Origin of the sequence: Seonamhaeicola sediminis (assembly GCF_004358095.2) — a bacterium.
In the GTDB taxonomy this organism is placed as follows: domain Bacteria; phylum Bacteroidota; class Bacteroidia; order Flavobacteriales; family Flavobacteriaceae; genus Seonamhaeicola; species Seonamhaeicola sediminis.
On sequence record NZ_SMZJ02000004.1, the window covers coordinates 136,366 to 157,613 of the forward strand.

Consider the following 21,248-nt stretch of genomic DNA (forward strand, 5'->3'; position numbering starts at 1 on the left):
TTGGATTTTTTGCAAAATTACTAAACCTTATAGGTTTGTAATGTGATATTTGTCACATAGTTACATGCTTGTTTCTCTATAAATAATATACATAGCCATTATGAGGGTGAAAAACCCAAAACTTTTTTTTAATTTTTCACCGCTAATAAATTTTGAAAGATATACCCCAATCAATATTCCTAGTACTGATATTAAGGAGAAAAGTATTAGAAAAGCCCAGTCTATATCTAAGGTTTGTACATCTCCGGTAAATCCAATTAAGGAATTGATGGTTACTATAATTAATGATGTACCAACAGCTTTTTTCATTGGGATATTAGCCCAAAGTACTAAGGCAGGAACATAAAGAAAACCGCCTCCTGCACCAATGATTCCAGTTATAGTTCCAATAATCAATCCTTGAATAAATGTTTTATAGTATGCTTGTTTATTTTTTGGAATACTATTGTTGTTTTTGTTTTTTATCATTGAAACAGCGGCCAAAAACATAATAATTGAAAAGAATACCATAATACCCATTTCTTTGGTAAGAGCAAAACTGCCAATACTTAACAAGTTGTCGGGAATACCAGGTACTAAATACCTTCTCGATAAATAAACTGCTACAAATGATGGGAATGAAAAAGCTAATCCCGTCTTAACATCTACCAACCCTTCTCTATATTTTTGAAAAGTTCCTACCAATGAGGTAGTACCAACTACAAATAAAGAGTATGCTGTAGCAACAATAGGGTTGTATCCTAAAAGGTATACCAATAATGGTACTGTTAATATGGACCCCCCACCACCAATGAGGCCTAATACCAGTCCAACAACTAAAGCTCCTAAATATCCTAATATTTGGGTGTTATCCATTTAGTGGGGCAACTTACTTTTTAAAATTCCATATAAAAATGTACCTAATAAGGCAGCAATAATAACAATAATCATACTATAAACGCCAGTTCCTAACAAGATGTACATGGGGCCTGGACAAGCTCCAATAAGTGCCCATCCCAACCCAAATATAGTGCCTCCAACTATAAACCTTATAAATCCCTCTTCTTTTTTTGGAGCATCTATTTGTTCACCTATTATATTTTTGAAATGTTTTCTTTTTGAAATTTGTAAAAATAATAACCCAGTTACTATAGCTGTACCAATAATGCCATACATATGAAATGATTGAAATCTAAACATTTCATAAATCCGAAACCATGAAACAGCCTCTGATTTTACTAAAACAATTCCGAAGAAAATACCAACCAATAAGAATTTTAAATATTTCATGCTTTGAAGATTAATGGTAAAATAAAATTAGTCATAATCAATCCGCCAATAAAAAAGCCTATAACAGCAATTAAAGACTGCTTTTGCAAACTACTGAGTCCTGTAATGGCATGGCCAGAGGTGCAGCCACTGGCATAACGTGTTCCAAACCCTACTAATAAACCGCCAATAATAAGAAGTATAATGGCTTTTATTGAGGTTAAACTTTCAAAACTAAACATTTCATTAGGTACTAAAGTGGCTCCTGGATTTTCAAATCCCATTTGTTGCAATTCTGTTATGGTGGTTGGATTTAAATCTGTTTTAGTATGATTTGAAAGGAACTGTATTGCTATAAACCCACCAATAATAGCGCCTATAACGATAGTAAGATTCCATCTTTGATCTTTCCAATTAAACCTAAAAAAATCTGAAAATTTGTTGGCTCCTAGGGCAGAACACATAGTTTTTAAGCTTGATGACATCCCAAAAGTTTTGCCAAAGTAAAGTAAAATAGCCATTACAAATGCTATTAGTGGCCCTGATATGTACCAAGGCCATGGGTTTAAAATAAATTCCATTTTTTCTTAATTTTTGTAAAATTATAATGATGATAAATCTGTTATGTAACAAATGTTACCTAAGAAGTAATAACTTCAATTTTGTTTCTTCCAAGTTTTATTTTCTTCTCATTTTCAAGTTGCTTTAATAGTCTTGAAATCACCACACGGGAAGTGTGTAAATCTTCAGCAATTTCTTGATGTTTTACCAAAATGGTATCTGATTCATTTAGTATTGATTTATTGACTAAATACTTAAGGAGCCTTTCATCCATTTTTAAAAAGGCAATACTATCAATGGCATCTAGCATTTCATCAAAACGTATTTGATAGCTTTCTAGAATAAAATTTCGCCAACTTTCATTGCCGTGAAACCATTCTTTCATTTTTTGAACTGGAATCATTATTAAATCAGAATCTTGCTCTGCCACCGCTCTTATTTTACTTTTTGATGTACCCATACAACAGGTAAGAGACATGGTACAGGTTTCTCCAGCTTCTAAAAAATAAATAAGTAGTTCATTACCTTCATTATCTTCTCTTAAAATTTTTATATGACCTTTTAATAAAAGAGGAATGTAGAGCATGGGTTGATTAATATCAATTATGATATCGTCTTTAGAAAAAGATTTAAAAACCCCAACATTTATAATTTCATTTATTAGGCTATCATCTAGTATATAGCCGAATTTTTGGTAAAGTATTTCTTTTGTCATAATTCAAAAATAAGCATTTATAAATTTGAAATAAATAGTTTGGTATAGTTTTAATAAATAGTATATTTGCACGCACAAAAACGGCCACGTGGCGCAACTGAATAGCGCACTTGATTACGGCTCAAGAGGTTGCAGGTTTGAATCCTGCCGTGGTCACAAGTAAAACCCATAAACTATTAAGGTTTGTGGGTTTTTTTGTGTTTAGTTTTGTAACCTTTGTTACATATTTTAGCTTCCCATGGAGTTACATTTGCTTTTGTAATTTATTTTATGAAGACTTTTATTCCTTTATTTTTATTGGTATTTCTTGTTGGCTGTCAAGATTCAAAAAAATCATCTTATGCTGTTGGAAGTAATAATCAGGAGGAGCATCCAGGGAAAGTTTTAATGGAGCGTCAATGCTATGTGTGCCATAGTCCTAGTGCTAATCATGAGCAAAGGTTAGCACCACCCATGATTGCTGTAAAAAAACATTATGTAGCCGCCAATACAACCAAAGAGGAGTTTGCAGAAGATATACAGAATTGGTTTGATAACCAAACTGAAGATAATGCAAGAATGTATGGAGCAGTAAGAAGGTTTGGGGTTATGCCAAAACTAATAATTGCAAAAGAAGATTTAAATCAGATTTCAGATTATATTTTTGATAATGACATAGAACAGCCAGAATGGTTTGAAGAGCATTATAATAAAGAAATAAGAAAAGGATTTCTAATGCGAAACGGAAAAAAGATTTAGAAGTTGATTGTTTTATATAACCCCTGAACTAATTAATAGCATTTTTACTTAAGGGGTTTATAACAGTAAGTTGTCTTTACCTATTTTCTTATACATGTAGTCTAAAAAGGCTAGTATAGAGCGTAAAGATATTTGGTTTTTTGGTTGATAGTGAAAAGCACCTATTTATAGGTGCTTTTTTTTGTTAGAGATCTTTTATTTTATGTAACAATAGTTACTACCTGTTGCTTTGGGGTGCTGTACCTTTATTTATAATTTAAAATCTCAATAAAATGAAAAAATTAATTATACCAAGCAACTTAATAACAATATTATTAACGCTTTCCATTTTAGGTTGTAGTAGCAGTTCGGATGTACAAGACATTATTCAAGATGACATTATTCAGGAGGACATCACTGAACAAGAAGAAACTTTTGGTGATGAAGATAAAGACGCTCTCCTTTTTATGTTAGAAGAAGAAAAATTAGCAAGAGATACTTATACGTTTTTAGGTGATTTGTGGGCTATAAATCAATTCAATAACATAAAACAGAGTGAACAAACACATATGAATGCCATCGTAAATTTATTAGAAAATAACGATATACAGTATACTATTTTACCTTATGGAGAATTCAATAACCAAGAATTACAAGCTTTATATGATGAATTTAAAACAAATGGAGCAACTAGTAAAGCAAAAGCACTTCAGATTGGAGCAACCATAGAAGATTTAGATATTGTTGATTTGCAAAATTTTATAGATAAGATGTCTAATTCATCCATAGTATCAGTGTTTAAAAGTTTGCAATGTGGCTCTAGAAACCATTTAAGAAGTTTTGTAAAAGCTATAGAAAATAATGGAGACACATATACTCCTCAATATTTAAGTTCTACCGAATATTCTAGCATTATTAATGACACTCAAGAAAAGTGTAATCAATAAAAGTACTTAATACTTTTTTATAGCTGTAACCTATGTTACAAACATACTCAAAAGACTACTCTATTTTTGCACGAATAAATTTGAGTTTAACAAAATCTAAACAATTAAAAGAACCATAATTTATTGAAAAATATGGTTCTTTTAATTATCAACGGTGACCTCTAAACATTTTAAAAGAATAAACAAACAGATGAAAAAGATAATAATCTTTTTAACTATGTCATTCATTGGCAGTTCCATGCTTATAGCTCAGGAAGTAGTTTTTATAACTAAAGCAGACGTATTATCTAAAGTCTCAGATAGCAATTTATCTATTAAAATTTCAAATGAAGACTTTAATCAGGCAAAAGCAGATTTTAGACAAAGCAATGCGGTATTTCTTCCAAGTATTACGGCGAGTCATACCGGAATGGCCACTACAAACCCATTAATGGCTTTCGGTTCAAAATTAAATCAGGAAATTTTAACGCAAAACGATTTTAATCCGGCATTGTTAAATGATCCCTCACAGATTGAAAATTTTGCAACAAGACTAGAGATAAAACAACCTTTAATTAATATTGATGGGTTTTATCAGCGCAAAGCTGCTAAATCTAAAATGGAAGCCATGTTTTTTAAAAAAGAAAGAACAGCCGAATATTTAGAACTTGAAGTAGAAAAAGCATACATGCAATTACAATTGGCTTATAGAGGTGTTGAAGTTCTCGAAAAAGCTTTGGAAGCCGCTATGGCCAATAAAAAATTAGCCGATGATCGTTTTAATCAAGGATATTTACAAAGAGCAGATGTTTTAAATATAGAGGTAAGGGTAACAGAAGTTAAAAACCAATTACAGACTGCTAAGAGTAATGTTAAAAATGCATCCAATTATCTCTCATTTTTAATGAATGATGATGCTTATACAATCTATAAACCTACAGATAGCTTATTGGTGTTTGGCGTTTCAACAATAAACAAACGGGTTTCTGAAAACAGATCTGATATTAAAGCTATGGGGTTGGTTTCAGAAGCTTATCAAGCTAATTATAAAGCAGATAAAATGGCTTTTCTTCCAAGGCTAAATGCGTTTGGAAGTTATGAGTTGTATGATGATGAAATCTTTCAAGCAGATGCTAAAGGCTATTTATTTGGAGCCCAATTAAGTTGGGATATTTTTCAAGGTTCTAAACGCATTGCAAAATCACAAAAAAGTAGAGCAGAATTTGAAAAGTCTAAACTGGAATATTCTCAATATGTATCACAAAGTAATTTAGAGTTAAACAAAGCAAACCGTATGCTTACTGATGCTCAAAATAAATTAGATTTAACAGCATTGGCTTTGAAGCAATCTGAAGAATCTTTAAGAATTTTTACAAACAGATTTAAAGAAGGTCTAGAAAAAACATCCGATTTGTTAATGGCAGAAACTAAATATGCCCAAAAACAATTAGAATATTATCAAATTATTTTTGAGTATAACTATGCTCATGCCTATTTAAAATTTTTAACAAAAGAATAAAAAACTATGAAGAAATATATATTTCAGTTTTCATTAATTGCAGTCCTTTTAATGTTGGCTAGTTGCGGTAGCGATAAAGATGAAAAACAAAATAATGATAAAGCCATAAATGTTAAAATAGCTCAGGTTGTTAATAATGTTGATAATCAATTTCTGGCGGTTAGTGGTAAAGTTCAAGCTGTAAAAAGTTCTAACCTTAGTACCAGAATAATGGGACATGTAAATAAAATTCACGTTAAGATAGGTGATAAAGTAGCCAAGGGTCAATTGTTACTAAGTATTAGTAATAATGACTTATCAGCAAAATTAGCTCAAATACATGCAAGTATTATAGAAGCTGAGGCAGCTTACACCAATACCGAGAAAAACTATAATAGGTTTGTTAGCTTATTTAACAGTAATAGTGCCTCTCAAAAAGAGTTAGATGATATTACAGCACAATACAATATGGCTAAAGCGCGCTTAGAGGCGGCCAAACAAATGAAAAAGGAGATAGAGGCTCAGTTTAGCTATGCTAATATTATAGCGCCTTTTAGTGGTGTAGTAAGTAATAAATTTATTAATGAAGGCGATATTGCAAATCCAGGTATGCCATTGTTAGAGGTTGAATCTCCTGGAGAATTTAAAGTTACAGCTATGGTTCCTGAAACAGAAATTTCTAATGTTAAGAAGGAAACAGAAGTTATTGTTCAAGTAAAATCTTTGGGTACTTTATTACGAGGAAAGGTTGTTGAAGTAAGCTCCTCTGCCAAAAACACCGGAGGACAATATTTAGTCAAGGTATTGCTAGAAAAAACAGATCTTAATCTCCTTACAGGAATGTTTGCTACCGTTCGGTTTCCTATTAACGATTCAGATAGTTCCAAATCAATTTTAATTCCAATATCAGCACTTGTAACTAAAGGTGAGTTGTCTGGTGTTTACTCGGTAAGTCAAAGTAATACAGCCTTATTACGCTGGTTACGGTTAGGTAGAATCTACGGTGATAAAGTTGAGGTGCTATCTGGTTTGAATGCAGATGAAACTTATATCATATCATCTGAAACTAAACTTTTTAATGGCGCTAAAGTAACAATCCAATAACATTATTATGAAAGAAGGATTAGCAGGAAAAATAGCCAAAGGCTTTATCAATTCTAAGCTTACGGTACTTCTTATGATTGTTTTTATGGTCATTGGGGTGTACAGTTCATTTTTAATTCCTAGAGAGGAAGAGCCTCAAATAAATGTGCCCATGGCAGATATTTTTGTAGGATATCCAGGAGCAAGTCCCACCGAGGTAGAGAGCAGAGTCATTAAGCCTTTAGAAAAGTTACTTTCTAACATTAAAGGAGTAGAGTATGTATACTCAACCTCAATGAAAGAACAGGGAATGGTGATTGTTCAGTTTTATGTTGGCGAAGATATTGAGCGGTCATTTGTAAAGCTTTATAATGAAATAAATCGCCATATGGATATCATGCCAAAAGGTGTTACTATGCCTTTAATAAAATCTAGAGCCATTGATGATGTACCTATGTTAGGCTTAACACTATGGAGTGAGAATTATGATGATTTTCAATTGAAACAAATAGCCAACGAATTAAACAATGAAATAAAAAAAATTAATGATGTTTCAATTACTCAAAAAATAGGGGGTAGAGATCGTCAATTACGTGTAGTAATTGATAAAGATAAACTCGCAGCTAGTGGATTGGATTTTTTATCGGTATCCAAAATGATTCAAACCAATAATCATCAGTTAAGTTCTGGTAAATTCAATAGAGCTGATACTGAATTTCTTGTAACTACTGGTAAGTTTTTAGAAACTGTTGAAGATGTAGAAAATTTGGTGGTTGGAGTTCAGCAAAATCAACCTATTTACCTAAAACAGGTGGCTAGCATAATTAACGGCCCAGAATTGCCTAAAAGTTATGTGTCTCTTGGGTTTGGACAAGCAAGTGAAAAATCAGGAGTTTACCAATCAGAATATCCTGCGGTTACCATATCTATAGCAAAGCGAAAAGGTGCCGATGCTATGAAAATATCTGATATTATTTTAGATAAAGTAGCGTATTTAAAACAAACCTTAATTCCTGATGATGTTCACGTAGAGGTTACCCGAAATTATGGTGAAACAGCTTCGCAAAAAGTGTCTGAACTTTTAATGCATCTTATTGGAGCCATCATAGCGGTAACTTTTGTAGTTATGTTAGCCATGGGTTGGCGTGGTGGTTTGGTGGTGTTTTTATCAGTGCCCATTACATTCGCTTTAACCTTATTAAGCTATTATATGTTAGACTATACATTAAATCGAATAACCTTATTCGCTTTGGTATTTGTTACGGGTATCGTTGTTGATGATTCCATTATTATAGCAGAGAATATGCATCGTCATTTCAAAATGAAAAAACTACCTTTTGATAAGGCAGCCTTATATGCAATTAATGAAGTGGGGAACCCAACAATTTTAGCAACATTTACTGTAATAGCTTCGGTATTGCCAATGGCATTTGTATCTGGTTTAATGGGACCTTATATGAGTCCAATGCCTATAGGCGCTTCTATAGCAATGTTATTATCGTTGTTTGTAGCTTTAACCATCACACCGTATTTAGGGGTTTTATTTTTAAGAGAAAAAGATAAAAAGGGAAAAGAGGCCATCCAAAAGAAGATGGAGGATTCCTTTGTTTATAAAATGTATGAAAGATTTGAGCGTCCGCTTATTGAAAACAAAACAAAGCGATGGGTCTTTTTAGGTGTAACCATTGTTTTGTTATTGGGGTCGTTATCTATGTTTTTTACTAAATCGGTTGCTGTGAAAATGCTGCCGTTTGATAATAAAAATGAATTTCAAGTGGTTATAGATATGCCAGAAGGTACTACTTTAGAACGTACGGCGGTTGTTACTCAAGAAATAGCACATTATTTGTCTACAAGATCAGAGGTTATAAATTATCAGAGCTATGTTGGGACCTCGGCTCCAATAACATTCAATGGTTTGGTGCGTCATTACGATTTACGAGGTGGTAGTAATATGGCAGATATTCAAGTAAATTTAATTGATAAGCATGATAGATCTGAACAAAGTCATGATATAGCCAAATTAGTACGGACTGAGATTCAAAAGATAGCCTCAAAGTTTAATGCTAATATAAAAATTGTGGAAGTGCCACCAGGGCCACCCGTTTTGTCAACTATAGTGGCTGAGGTTTACGGACCAGATTATGATAAACAAATTGAAGTTGCTAATGAAGTTCAAGACATATTAAAAAACACCCAAGATGTTGTAGATATTGATTGGATGGTTGAAGATGACCAAACCGAATATGAGTTTGAGATAGATAAAGAAAAGGCTATGTTGTATGGGGTGTCTCCAGAGCAAATAGTTTACACCATGAACTTAGCTATGGACGAAAATACAGTTTCAACATTATATAAAGAAGCTGCATCAGAACAAGTAGGAATTGTATTGGCTTTAGATGAGAAAGATAAGTCCGCTTTAACAGATTTAGCACAACTTCAAATAAAAACTAAACATGGCAATATGATGAGTGTTGGCGATTTAGTTAGTATTAATGAACAAGTAAGAGCAAAGAGTATTTACCGTAAAAATCAAAAACGGGTAGTGTATGTTATGGCAGACATGGCAGGTGAACTTGAGAGTCCAGCCTATGCAATTTTAGGAATGTCAGATAAGCTCAAAGCAATTAATCTTCCAGAAGGTTATAAAATGGATGAACTTTATATCAAGCAACCCGATTTTGAAGATGATTACACTATCAAGTGGGATGGCGAATGGCAAGTTACACTTGAGGTATTTAGAGATTTAGGGGTTGCTTTCTTAGGAGTTATTATTATTATTTACATGCTTATTGTAGGATGGTTTCAAAACTTTAAGGCACCTGTTGTTATGATGGTGGCAATTCCGCTATCAATGGTAGGTATTATACTTGGGCACTGGATGTTAGGCGCTTTTTTTACTGCTACATCTTTTATTGGAATGATTGCATTGGCGGGTATTATGGTGCGAAATTCAGTCCTACTAATAGATTTTGTAAATCTAAGATTAAATGAAGGAGCACCTTTAAAGCAAGCGGTTATTGAAGCAGGAGCTGTTAGAACAACACCTATTTTATTGACGGCAGGTACCGTTGTTATAGGAGCTTTTGTAATACTATTTGACCCAATATTTCAAGGACTGGCTATTTCGTTAATGGGAGGCACTATAACCGCTACGGTTTTAACGCTATTAGTTGTGCCGCTGGTATATTACTTAATTGAACGTAAAAATTATAAATAATAGTATTATGATAAATAGATTAATAAGAGTTATTGCAGGAACATTTGTTTTAATAAGTGTGATACTTGCTTTAAAAGTTAATATTAATTGGTTGTGGTTTACTGCTTTTGTGGGAGTTAACCTGTTGCAATCAGGAATTACTAAATGGTGCCTTATGGAAACTATTTTAGAAAAAGTATTTAAAGTAAAGAATTAGTTATTCCTTTAATTGGTTTAGGTTAGAGGTCTTAGTTGACCAAAAAAAAAGCAAGCTAATTCAGCTTGCTTTTTTAATAATAATTTAAAACTGCTTATTTATTAAATGTATAGCTAATACCAAATTGGATCATTGAGGTAGTCATTTCATAAGACACCTCGCTACCAGGAACAGCACCAAGAAGATTATTTGGGGAAATTTGTGCTAAATCTAAAATATTGCCACTTGTTGCATCTCCACTATCACCATAATGATATACAGCGTCTAGTTTCCAAGTATCATTTATTTCATAGCTTAATCCAAATTGATAGGCATCTTTTATAATGGCTGTTGCTGGTATGTTAAAAAAGACCAATTCTTTTGGTATTGGATTTGAACTATAAGTGTAACCAAACCTTAGCGGTAACTTGTTAATACCTTTGTATTGAAGGCCAGCAGATAGAATTGAAATATTTTTCCAACCAAATCCATTTACTGAGCCAGTTGGAAAGCCATTACTTGCAAATTGCCACCCACTTGTCTTGAAACCTTCAGTTTCTTCATACATAACTCTTCTGAAATCTAATGCTAAATCAATATTTCCTTCGGAGTAGCCTAAGCCAATGGACATAATAGCTGGGTAATCCATTTGAAATTGAGCATCAGGAGCTTGAGAACCATCTAAATAGGTGTTGCTAAATTCGAATTCGCTAAATTTTTGAGCTGTTTTATAAGATGCCCCTAATTTTAACCCCATACCAGAATCAAAGAATAGTCCAAACTGTGCTCCGTAGCCAATAGCCGAAGCCTTATCACTTGTTGGATATCCTTTTCCGGTACCGCCCATTTCAGGAGGGAAATCTGGAGAAGCTAGTGGATTTGGAGCTAATTCTAGTGTAGCATAATTGATATTTGGTTGTATACCAATAGAAAATTTATTAGATAGTTTGTAAGCATATGATAAGCCTACTTGTAGTAATATATAATCAGACTCTATATGTCCAAAGCCTCTCATGTTTTGTGGCATATTAATAGGATTTGACATACTTTCTGGAAAAGTAACCCCAAAACCACTAATACCAAAAGCAGAAACACCAAAAGTGTGTTTACTAGATTCATTACCCCAAACCATAGCTAAAGCTGGCATAGGAGACATACCTCTATCATCTTTTGTATTTCCGCTAAAGGGTCCATTGGGTGTTGGGACTGTAGAAAACAATTCAGGGGAAGAAAAGAATAAACCAACATCTAACTTCATGATTTTTTTATCAAATGTTGATAAAGCAGCGGGGTTCCATTGTATGGCGCCAGAAATGTCTAGCGGTTGTGCCGTAGAAGCGCCTCCCATAGACATATTTACAGCTCCAACACCTTGCATGATATGACCTGCTTGAGAGAAAACGGCTGTTGTAAAGAATAATAACAGATAATTTAAAAAATTAGTTTTCATAATTGAAATATTTAGGACATGAACTAAAGTAAAATATGAGTCTCGATTCATGTTTGTTTAAGTATAAAAAATATTGTCTCAAAGTTACTCCAGAGAAGGTGTTCTTTTTTATGATTTTTGTCATATTTAGAGCTTTCTTTTAAAGATAGAATCCTTGTGTAACCTTTGTTACATAAGGGTTTACATGACTTTTGTCATTTTTTGTAAAGATGTTTAGGCGTAATTTTACCCAAGATTAAAAAGTTATTTTTTTCAATTTTTAATCATAACAAAATCAAAAGAAGAAATGAAAAATTTAGTGATTTTAGGAGCGGGAACAGCTGGAACTATGATGGCCAATCATTTGGTTTCAAAGCTTACAAAAAAGGAATGGACAATAACTATAGTTGATCAATATAAAACACATTATTATCAACCTGGTTTCTTGTTTTTACCATTTGATATTTATACCGAAAAGCAAGTAAAAAAAGAGGGGAAGAAATTTATTCCTAAGGGTGTAAATTATATTCAAAAGAAGATTGACAGAATTCTTCCAGAAGAGAACAAAATCAATTTGGAGGATGATATTCTAGACTATGATGTTTTAATTATCGCAACAGGGTCTAAAACTGCTCCAGATGAGGTAGAAGGCATGTTGGGAGATAATTGGTATAAGTCTATTTTCGACTTTTATACTTATGAAGGTGCTTTAGCATTAAGAAATAAATTGAGAGAATGGGAAGGAGGTAAATTAGTGATACATATTACAGAAATGCCCATTAAATGTCCTGTAGCACCTCTAGAATTTGCATTTTTAGCAGATTCTTATTTTAAGAAAAAGGGAATTAGAGATAAGGTTGAAATAACATATGTAACGCCTTTATCAGGTGCTTTCACAAAGGAGAAATGTTCTAAGTCTTTGGGATATTTACTAAAAGAAAAAAACATCAATTTAGAAATTGATTTTGCTATTGAACGTGTTGATAATGATAACAATAAAATTATTGACTATGCAGATAAAGCAATCGATTTTGATTTATTGGTTACCGTACCAACAAATATGGGTGATGAGGTTATTGAGCGTTCTGGTTTGGGAGACGATTTAAACTTTGTGCCAACCCATCATAATACTTTACAGTCTCTTGCACACGAAAATATATTTGTAATAGGTGATGCTACTAATGTGCCAGCTTCAAAAGCAGGATCTGTAGCACATTTCCAAGCAGAAACACTTACAGATAATATACTGCTTTATGTAGAAGGGAAACCATTAAAAGAAGAGTTTGATGGTCATGCCAATTGTTTTATTGAAACAGGAGATAATAAGGCTCTTTTAATAGATTTTAACTACGAACAAGAACCTGTTGAAGGCACATTTCCTTTTGCAGGAATAGGGCCACTAAGACTACTTAAGGAAAGTGTTTTTAATCATTGGGGAAAATTGGCTTTTAGATGGATTTATTGGAATATGTTGCTTAAAGGTATTCCAATACCATTTGTTTCAAGAAATATGAGTATTAAAGGAAAAAATATAGATTAAAATTAAATAAAAATGAAAAAAGTAATAGCACAAACGGAAATTGATGTTAATGAGGAAGGGTATTTAACAGACTTCTCTCAGTGGACTAAAGAAATTGGTACTGAAATAGCCAACGAGCATAATATAGAAATGACCGATAGTCATTGGCAAGTTGTAGACTGGATTCAAAATAAAGTGAATGAAGGAGTAGCTTTATCAATAAGAGGAATTAAGAAAAGTGGTGTTATAGATATCAAGCAATTTTATGCTTTATTTCCTGGAGGTCCGTTAAAAGTTTCAACTAAAATAGCAGGCGTACCTAAGCCTAAAAGTTGTATTTAATTAAGAATTAAAAAAATAAGTCATGGGAACTAAAGTAAAAAAAATGATGTTCATTTTGTCAAAAGCTAACATAGATAATGCTTACGCAGCGTTTATAATGGCAAATGGGGCAAGAATGGAAGGTATTGAAGCCGAAATATTCTTTACATTTTTTGGATTGGAAGCTATTCAAAAAAAGAAGATGGATCATTTACACGTAGCAACAGTGGGTAACCCAGCAATGCATATGCCAACAATGATTGGGGGTTTGCCAGGTATGGAGGCACTGGCTACAAAAATGATGAAAAAAGAAATGGAAAAACTTGATATGCCACCTGTGAGTGAGTTTATAGAGATTTTATCAGATTCAGGATGTAAGCTTTGGGCATGTAAATTAGCTTATGAAATGTTCCATTTAAAAGAGGATGATTTAATTGATGAGTTAGATGGTATTTTAACCGTTGGTGATTTTTACAACAGAGCAGATCAAGATGGTTGTCAGATCGTTTTTATTTAGTTAAGAACCAGCAACGATATTGAATTAAAAGCAAGCTCATTGAGCTTGCTTTTAATTTAGTATTTAACCAAAATTAGTCGGTGTTAATGAGAAAATAAAATGATTTGTTTATAGGTATGTTGTATTGCTATAGTTTCTTCAACCTTTAACTATAGAAAGAAAAAAGGTTAAATTTTTTTTTAAACAAAATCCTTGAAACTTTATTCAACCTAAATAATCCTTATATTTAGTTTGTAAACTGAAATTAATGACACACGAATTAGTTCAAATCATTGAGTCTGCTATTCAATATCAAAAAGAAGCGGTTAAGTGTGTTTTGATAACTGTGGTAGATTTAGATGGTTCTTCATACAGAAAACCTGGAGTTAGAATGTTGTTGACTGAGGGTGGCTCTGCAGTGGGAGCAGTAAGTGGAGGTTGTGTTGAAAAAGAAATTATTAAAAGAGCACAATCAGTTTTTGCTACAGGTAAGCCTAAAGTAATGGTTTATGATGGACGTTACCGTCTAGGTTGCGAAGGCTATTTATATATTCTAATAGAGCCATTGGTTGTTTCAGATGTTTTGAAGGGAGCTTTTTTTGAAAATATTGAAAACCGTAATACCTTTAAAATAGAGTCATATTTTAAGAAAGAAGATGATTGTGTTGGGAATTTTGGTTCTGTAATAACATTTAAGGATAATCAATCATATACATTTTCAGATAGTTTTCATCCTGATAAACTAGAGCAAGATATTAAAACCTTTAACCAAACTTTACCACCCTGTTTTAAATTGTTGATAATAGGAGGTGAGCATGATGCGGTGAAACTCTGTAACATGGCTGCTTTTTTGGGTTGGGAAGTTGATGTTATTACCTCAATAAGTGATCCGAAGACATTAAAAGATTTTCCAGGCGCAAAATCGGTAATTGCCAGTACACCAGAAGCTTTTACAACCAATAAAATTGATAATGGATGTGCAGTTGTACTCATGACACACAATTACGCTCAAGACTTGCGTTATCTATTAAAGTTGAAAGATTGTAAACTATCGTATATAGGTATATTGGGTTCTGTAAAAAGACGACAACAACTTCAAAATGAATTATTTGAATACATTGAAGATTTAGATGAAAGTTTGTTGGAAAGTATTCATAGTCCTGCTGGTTTAAATATTGGAGCTATTACTCCTGAAGAAATTGCGTTGTCTATACTTTCAGAAATTTTAGCGGTTACTAGACATAGAGAACCTTTTTCTTTAAAAGCTATTAACGGTAAATTGCACTGTTAAAGTGAAAGTTTCCATACTTATATTGGCAGCAGGTAATGCTTCCCGAATGGGAAAGACTAAGCAGTTGTTACCATTTAAGAACACCTCACTTTTAGAGAATGCCATTCACAATGCTTTGGCATCTAAGGCTAATAATGTATTTTGTGTTCTAGGCGCTCATGCCGATGTCATAAAAAATCATGTAGGTAAAAGCAAAGTAGATTTTATTTATAATCCAGACTGGAAACAAGGTCTTAGCACTAGTATTATTTCAGGAATAAATTATGTTCAATCACTAGAAAGTATTCCAGATGCTGTTTTGGTCATGCTAGCAGATCAGCCTTTTGTAGACTCCAAATATATAGATTTAATGATTGCAACTTTTTTTGAAAAAACCAATACTATTGTAGCGTCTCAATACAAATATAATAAAGGTGTTCCTGCTATTTTTCCAAAAGAATACTATCAGACTCTTTTAGAATTAAAGGGAGATAAGGGAGCCAGGTCTCTATTAAATAATAAGAAACTAAATGTTGTGCCTGTATTTTCTAAAAGTGAAAAAACACTTGTAGATATTGATTTATCAGAAGATTATGATAAGCTTTCACAAGGTTAGTTAACCCAAAGCATTTTTAGTAACATACCACCGCCACCCAATAATAGCTAGTTGCAGTTTTGAGGCTTTAGCAATGTCTAAACCTCTTTTGGTATAACTGGGTAGAACCACTTTATTAATTTTTGCTAAAATTTTAAATAGTTGCTTTCGCATCTCTTGTAGTACTTACTTTAAAGTGTAAAAATAGTAAAACTTATTCTAGAACTAAGTTTTACTTTTTTAAGCATTTAGAACAGTGATAAAATTATAAGAATTACGTCAACTACAATTTTGGCAAGTGTCATCATATTTTTAAGGTTTAAAGGGTTAGTAAATAGTTTTTTATATCAATGTTTTTTTAAGATATATATTTAGAAAGGTGTCCTCCAAACGTTTTGATAAAAATCGATGAAATTGAATATGAAATTGTAATAAAAAAAATGAATTTGGTTTTATTAATTAAGTTAATGTCTTTGTTTTAGTTTTTATTAGTAATTTTTTTTATTTGTTTTGTTTCATTTTAAAACAATTGTAGGGTTTTTTTTTGGTCTATTTTGAAAGCCTAGGGGGATTTTATTTAAAAAGTGATGGTTTTTATGAGTTTTATCTTTTTTATAAAATATATCTTTAAAAAAAAAGACACTCTAAGAAAAGTATCTTTGATAATATTATTTCCAGTAAAATTAATGTGTCCTTTTCTAAATTAATTAAGTTTTCAACTTAGTCTTTTGATGTTTGCTCTTTCATGATTCCACAGAATGTGCATAATTTCTTGTTCATTGTTTGTGAGTTTTTCTGTAATCAAATTTTAACCTTTAAAAGTCTAAAACTATTTTTAAAGTTGATTAACGAAAATATAGTTTTAAAAAACTTTTTTACTTTTCATATTATTACTTTTCACTTTAATTTATCTTCGTAAAAAAAATTATATGAGTGTACTTTGGGTCATCCTAGGTTTTATTTTACTGGTAATAGGTGGTGAGTTTTTAGTGCGATCTTCAGTAGCATTATCTTTTAAATTCAATATTTCTAAAATGGTGATAGGTATGACTGTGGTATCTTTTGCCACGTCTGCACCAGAACTACTGGTAAGTTTAAATGCGGCATTATCTGGTTCTCCTGCCATTGCCATTAATAATGTAGTAGGCTCTAATATAGCTAACATAGGCTTGGTATTAGGGGTAACAGCTTTGGTTGGAGCTATAGCGGTAGACAGAACCTTTTACAAACTCAACTGGCCAGTAATGATGATTTTCTCCATGGCACTTTATTTCTTCTTAAAAAATGACAATAAACTATCTACTTTAGAAGGCGCTATTTTATTTATTGGGTTACTACTGTTTCTGTATATATTGATAAAGAGTTCTAAAAAAAGTAAAATAGTTGAAGAAGTTGATGATGCCCTAGCCATTGTATCTAATTTTAAAATTACAATTTGGTTGCTAATAGGTGCAGCGGCTCTATATTTTGGAAGTGAATGGTTAGTAAAAGGTGCCGAAGAGGTGGCTTTGACATTAGGAGTAAGTAAAGGTGTAATTGGGTTATCATTGATAGCCATTGGTACCAGTGTGCCAGAGTTAGCAGCTTCTGTAATTGCAGCTGCAAAACAAGAAAAAGCAATTTCTTTAGGAAACTTAATTGGATCTAATATTTTTAATATTGGTTCGGTTTTAGGCCTAACAGCTATTGTGAAGCCAATTCCAGTTACAGAAGCCTCAATTTTAAATAACGATATTTTTTGGATGCTGGGTTTTGCTGCTATTTTAATACCTCTTATACTTTTGCCAACTCGTATGCAAATTAGTAGAATGAAGGGTATGGTTTTGGTTGCGGCTTATGGAGTTTTGATGTTCTTTATTTTTACTCGAAGTTAAAATTAACCAAATAAAGAAAAAGAAAAACGCTTACCATTGGTAAGCGTTTTTCCTTTATGAACAAAATCTGTTGCTAAATTATATTTTAGCAGATTTAACAGTTTTTACAATTCTACCCGCAACTTTGTATGGGTCTGCGTTAGATGCTGGTCTTCTATCTTCTAACCAACCTTTCCAGCCTTTCTCAACCGTGATAATTGGAATACGGATTGAAGCCCCACGGTCTGAAACTCCATAAGAGAAATCAGTAATCGCAGCAGTTTCGTGCAGACCTGTTAAACGTTGATCGTTAAACTCTCCATAAACAGCAATATGTTCATCTACTACTGGACGGAAAGCTTCACAAATCGCTTCGTAAGTTGCCTTATCTCCACAAGTTCTCAACGTTGTATTAGAGAAGTTTGCGTGCATACCAGAACCATTCCAATCCATTTCTTTTCCTAATGGTTTTGGATGATATTCAATATAGTAGCCATATTTTTCAGTTAATCTGTCTAGTAAGTATCTAGCTACCCAAATTTCATCACCAGCTTTTTTTGCACCTTTAGCAAATAACTGAAATTCCCATTGTCCACAAGCAACTTCTTGGTTAATACCTTCAAAGTTTAATCCTGCAGCAATACATAAATCAGCATGCTCTTCAACTAAATCTCTACCGTGAGTGTTTCTACCACCTACAGAACAATAATATAACCCTTGAGGAGCTGGGTAACCACCAATAGGAAATCCTAACGGTAATTGAGTATGGGCATCCATTATGAAGTACTCTTGCTCAAAACCAAACCAGAAGTCATTATCATCATCATCAATAGTAGCTCTACCATTAGATTCATGAGGTGTTCCATCTGCATTTAAAACTTCACTCATTACTAAGTATCCGTTTTTACGCTCTGGATCTGGGTATATAGCTACAGGCTTTAAGATACAATCAGAAGCTCCACCAGATGCTTGTCTTGTAGACGATCCATCAAAAGACCAGTTTTCTAATTCTTCTAAAGTTCCTTGAAAGTTTTCGTGCTCTTCTACTTTGGTTTTACTTCTCATATTCTGAGTTGGCTTGTAGCCATCTAACCAAATGTACTCTAATTTAATTTTTGCCATAATGGATATTTTAATTTAAATCTTATTTTCTAATCAGCACAAATATATATTTTTATGTAAATACTTTAAATTTTTGAGGGGTCTTTTAATATTTAGCTATGTTATTTTTGTTTATCCCCCATTTTTTTAGGGTATATTTTAAAAAAAGTATAGTTTTTTATATAATTATTGAAAAATTGTTAACGTGTTGTTTTGTGGTTAAATCACTATAATTAATTTTGTAACCATTAACAAATCAAATTAATAAGTCAATGCCTACATTACGTTTTCATGCTGTAAAAGAATCGCTAGCCCACAAACCAATAATTTTTGAGGAAACCAAAAAGCGATCTGAGATTTTTGGGGAAAATGTCTTCAATGAAATTACCATGCGTCAGTATTTAACAAAAGACGCCTTTGTAAGTGTGAAAAGCGCTATAGAACATGGGGACAAAATAGGAAGAGCTATTGCAGATCAAGTAGCCGTATCTATGAAAGATTGGGCGCTTTCTAAGGGTGTTACACATTATACACACTGGTTTCAGCCATTAACAGGAGCAACTGCAGAAAAGCACGATGCTTTTTTTGAAACTGTTAGTGAAGGGTTCACCATTGAAAAATTTGATGGAGGACAGTTAGTGCAGCAAGAGCCAGACGCGTCTAGCTTCCCTAGTGGGGGTATTAGAAATACTTTTGAAGCACGTGGTTACACCGCTTGGGACCCTACTTCTCCTGCATTTATATATGGTTCTACCTTATGTATTCCTACTATTTTTGTGGCTTATACAGGAGAGGCTTTAGATTATAAAACACCATTGTTAAGAGCGCTTCATGCGGTTGATGCTGCCGCTACCGATGTATGTAAATATTTTGATAAAAATGTAAAAAAAGTGTCATCGTCCTTAGGTTGGGAACAGGAATATTTTTTAATAGATAAAACACTTGCTGCCAGCAGACCAGACATTACCTTAACGGGGAGAACTTTATTAGGACATTCTTCTGCAAAAGGGCAGCAACTTGATGACCATTATTTTGGTTCTATTCCTACTAGGGCATATAATTTCATGAGAGATTTGGAAAATGAATGTATGCTTTTGGGTATCCCTGCAAAAACAAGACATAATGAAGTAGCACCTAATCAGTTTGAACTAGCACCTATTTTTGAAGAAGCTAATTTGGCGGTAGACCATAACTCATTGTTAATGGATATTATGGGGAGAGTTGCTTCACGTCACAACTTTAAAGTGTTGTTGCATGAAAAGCCTTTTGCTGGTATGAATGGTTCTGGTAAGCACAACAATTGGTCATTGTCTACAGACACGGGTGTTAACCTCTTGTCTCCTGGGAAAACCCCAATGAGCAGTCTTCAGTTTTTAACCTTTTTTATAAATACTATTAAAGCAGTTTATACGCATGAAACGCTATTAAGGGCTTCGGTAGCTTCGGCTAGTAATGAACATAGGTTGGGTGCTAATGAGGCGCCTCCTGCAATTATGTCAATTTTTATAGGAGAGCAGTTAACCAAAGTTTTAGAAGAATTAGAAGGTGTAACAAAAGGTAAGTTGTCTCCACAGGAAAAAACAGAACTTAAACTAAATGTAGTAGGTAAAATACCTGATGTTCTTTTAGATAATACTGACAGAAACAGAACATCTCCATTTGCATTTACAGGTAACAAGTTTGAATTTAGAGCGGTAGGGTCTACAGCCAATTGTGCTGACCCTATGACGGTTTTAAATACCATTGTAGCTAGACAACTAAAAGAGTTTAAATTAGAAGTTGATAAGCTAATTGATGGTAAAGGATTGAAAAAAGACGAAGCTGTTTTTAATGTGTTGCGTGAATACATAAAATCTTGTAAACCCATTTTATTTGAAGGCAATGGTTATGATGAAACTTGGGAAAAGGAAGCGGCAAAACGTGGTTTAAGTAACAACAAAACTACTCCAGAGGCATTAAAGGCAAGAATTTCTAAACAGAGTTTAAAACTTTTTGAAGAGATGGAAGTTATGGGCGAAGTTGAAACACGTGCAAGATATGAAGTAGCTGTAGAAGCCTATATTAAGCATATTCAAATTGAAGGTCGTGTATTGGGAGATATAGCTCGAAATCATATTGTACCAACAGCGGTTAAATATCAAAATATTTTAGTTGAAAATGTGAAGGGGTTAAAGGAGATTTTTGGCTCTAGTTTTAAATCGGTTTCAAAAGAGCAAATTAGTTTGATAGAAGAAATATCAAAACATATTGAGAGTATTAACGCTAACGTTACCAAGATGATTGATGAGCGTAGAAAAGCCAATAAATTAGAAGATATAGAGGAGCGGGCAAAAGCTTACAGTAATAACGTTAAACCTTTGTTTAGTGATATACGTTATAATTGTGATAAACTTGAACTTTTGGTTGATGATGAAATTTGGCCACTAACAAAGTATAGGGAATTATTGTTTACGCGTTGATGTTTATAATATGTTAAATCCAGCCTTTAAAAAGGCGGGATTTTTTAATTCAAAAAACTACC

At 32.9% G+C, this 21,248-nt stretch carries 20 protein-coding genes and 1 tRNA gene; 14 read left to right on the forward strand and 7 right to left on the reverse strand.

Annotated elements, in window-relative coordinates:
* Window positions 1–60: 60 nt before the first annotated feature.
* From E1J38_RS06980 to E1J38_RS06995, 4 genes are read right to left on the reverse strand one after another with little or no spacing between them, the layout of a single operon-like run.
* Window positions 61–855 carry a sulfite exporter TauE/SafE family protein gene (locus E1J38_RS06980; RefSeq protein ID WP_133355331.1) on the reverse strand — a complete coding sequence of 265 codons (795 nt, stop codon included), beginning with the start codon at window positions 853–855 and terminating at the stop codon, window positions 61–63.
* Entirely contained in the window at window positions 856–1,269 is a 414-nt protein-coding gene (locus E1J38_RS06985; protein ID WP_133355332.1) for a DUF6691 family protein, read from the reverse strand. It abuts the gene before it with no gap.
* On the reverse strand, window positions 1,266–1,829 hold the full coding sequence (locus E1J38_RS06990) for a YeeE/YedE family protein (protein WP_133355333.1): 564 nt from the start codon (window positions 1,827–1,829) through the stop codon (window positions 1,266–1,268). The genes E1J38_RS06985 and E1J38_RS06990 overlap by 4 nt, the downstream gene beginning before the upstream one ends.
* Before the next feature lie 59 nt (window positions 1,830–1,888).
* Window positions 1,889–2,524, reverse strand: coding sequence for a Crp/Fnr family transcriptional regulator (locus tag E1J38_RS06995; RefSeq protein WP_133355334.1), 636 nt, complete (start codon window positions 2,522–2,524; stop codon window positions 1,889–1,891).
* Between the two features lie 82 nt (window positions 2,525–2,606).
* Between E1J38_RS06995 and E1J38_RS07000 the strand changes: the two genes are divergently transcribed.
* From E1J38_RS07000 to E1J38_RS07035, 7 genes are all read left to right on the forward strand, one after another.
* Window positions 2,607–2,680 (forward strand) — tRNA-Arg (locus tag E1J38_RS07000).
* Window positions 2,681–2,794: 114 nt separating this feature from the next.
* Entirely contained in the window at window positions 2,795–3,262 is a 468-nt protein-coding gene (locus tag E1J38_RS07010; RefSeq protein ID WP_133355335.1) for a hypothetical protein, read from the forward strand.
* A 272-nt stretch (window positions 3,263–3,534) separates the two neighbouring features.
* A complete protein-coding gene (locus E1J38_RS07015; protein WP_133355336.1) occupies window positions 3,535–4,188 on the forward strand; it encodes a DUF2202 domain-containing protein in 654 nt (217 codons plus the stop codon).
* A gap of 190 nt (window positions 4,189–4,378) precedes the next feature.
* On the forward strand, window positions 4,379–5,686 hold the full coding sequence (locus E1J38_RS07020) for a TolC family protein (protein ID WP_133355337.1): 1,308 nt from the start codon (window positions 4,379–4,381) through the stop codon (window positions 5,684–5,686).
* 6 nt (window positions 5,687–5,692) lie between these two features.
* Complete coding sequence (locus E1J38_RS07025; protein ID WP_133355338.1) at window positions 5,693–6,769, forward strand: efflux RND transporter periplasmic adaptor subunit; 1,077 nt, start codon at window positions 5,693–5,695, stop codon at window positions 6,767–6,769.
* Window positions 6,770–6,776: 7 nt separating this feature from the next.
* On the forward strand, window positions 6,777–9,968 hold the full coding sequence (locus tag E1J38_RS07030; protein WP_133355339.1) for an efflux RND transporter permease subunit: 3,192 nt from the start codon (window positions 6,777–6,779) through the stop codon (window positions 9,966–9,968).
* A gap of 7 nt (window positions 9,969–9,975) precedes the next feature.
* Window positions 9,976–10,164, forward strand: coding sequence for a YgaP family membrane protein (locus E1J38_RS07035; protein WP_186525830.1), 189 nt, complete (start codon window positions 9,976–9,978; stop codon window positions 10,162–10,164).
* A gap of 94 nt (window positions 10,165–10,258) precedes the next feature.
* On the opposite strand, the gene E1J38_RS07040 is transcribed toward E1J38_RS07035, so the two are convergent.
* Window positions 10,259–11,593, reverse strand: coding sequence for an OmpP1/FadL family transporter (locus E1J38_RS07040; RefSeq protein WP_133355340.1), 1,335 nt, complete (start codon window positions 11,591–11,593; stop codon window positions 10,259–10,261).
* 286 nt (window positions 11,594–11,879) lie between these two features.
* Between E1J38_RS07040 and sqr the strand changes: the two genes are divergently transcribed.
* The 5 genes from sqr (at window position 11,880) to E1J38_RS07065 (ending at window position 15,794) form a co-directional block, all read left to right on the forward strand.
* Window positions 11,880–13,112, forward strand: coding sequence for a type III sulfide quinone reductase, selenoprotein subtype (gene sqr / locus E1J38_RS07045; RefSeq protein WP_133355341.1), 1,233 nt, complete (start codon window positions 11,880–11,882; stop codon window positions 13,110–13,112).
* A gap of 12 nt (window positions 13,113–13,124) precedes the next feature.
* Entirely contained in the window at window positions 13,125–13,433 is a 309-nt protein-coding gene (locus tag E1J38_RS07050; RefSeq protein ID WP_133355342.1) for a TusE/DsrC/DsvC family sulfur relay protein, read from the forward strand.
* 22 nt (window positions 13,434–13,455) lie between these two features.
* Window positions 13,456–13,929 (forward strand): DsrE/DsrF/DrsH-like family protein, encoded by a 474-nt coding sequence (locus tag E1J38_RS07055; RefSeq protein ID WP_133355343.1) that lies wholly within the window; start codon window positions 13,456–13,458, stop codon window positions 13,927–13,929.
* Between the two features lie 247 nt (window positions 13,930–14,176).
* Window positions 14,177–15,199, forward strand: a complete 1,023-nt coding sequence (locus E1J38_RS07060; RefSeq protein ID WP_133355344.1) for an XdhC family protein — start codon at window positions 14,177–14,179, stop codon at window positions 15,197–15,199.
* Window position 15,200: 1 nt separating this feature from the next.
* Window positions 15,201–15,794 (forward strand): nucleotidyltransferase family protein, encoded by a 594-nt coding sequence (locus E1J38_RS07065; RefSeq protein WP_133355345.1) that lies wholly within the window; start codon window positions 15,201–15,203, stop codon window positions 15,792–15,794.
* Here E1J38_RS07065 and E1J38_RS07070 read toward each other — a convergent pair whose 3' ends face one another.
* Window positions 15,795–15,947, reverse strand: coding sequence for an SsrA-binding protein (locus E1J38_RS07070; protein ID WP_116524365.1), 153 nt, complete (start codon window positions 15,945–15,947; stop codon window positions 15,795–15,797).
* 755 nt (window positions 15,948–16,702) lie between these two features.
* Between E1J38_RS07070 and E1J38_RS07075 the strand changes: the two genes are divergently transcribed.
* A complete protein-coding gene (locus tag E1J38_RS07075; RefSeq protein WP_133355346.1) occupies window positions 16,703–17,647 on the forward strand; it encodes a calcium/sodium antiporter in 945 nt (314 codons plus the stop codon).
* 78 nt (window positions 17,648–17,725) lie between these two features.
* Here E1J38_RS07075 and E1J38_RS07080 read toward each other — a convergent pair whose 3' ends face one another.
* Window positions 17,726–18,748, reverse strand: coding sequence for a glutamine synthetase beta-grasp domain-containing protein (locus tag E1J38_RS07080; RefSeq protein WP_133355347.1), 1,023 nt, complete (start codon window positions 18,746–18,748; stop codon window positions 17,726–17,728).
* 251 nt (window positions 18,749–18,999) lie between these two features.
* Between E1J38_RS07080 and E1J38_RS07085 the strand changes: the two genes are divergently transcribed.
* Window positions 19,000–21,186: a glutamine synthetase III family protein gene (locus tag E1J38_RS07085; RefSeq protein ID WP_133355348.1), complete on the forward strand. Its 2,187-nt coding sequence runs from the start codon at window positions 19,000–19,002 to the stop codon at window positions 21,184–21,186.
* Window positions 21,187–21,248: the final 62 nt, after the last annotated feature.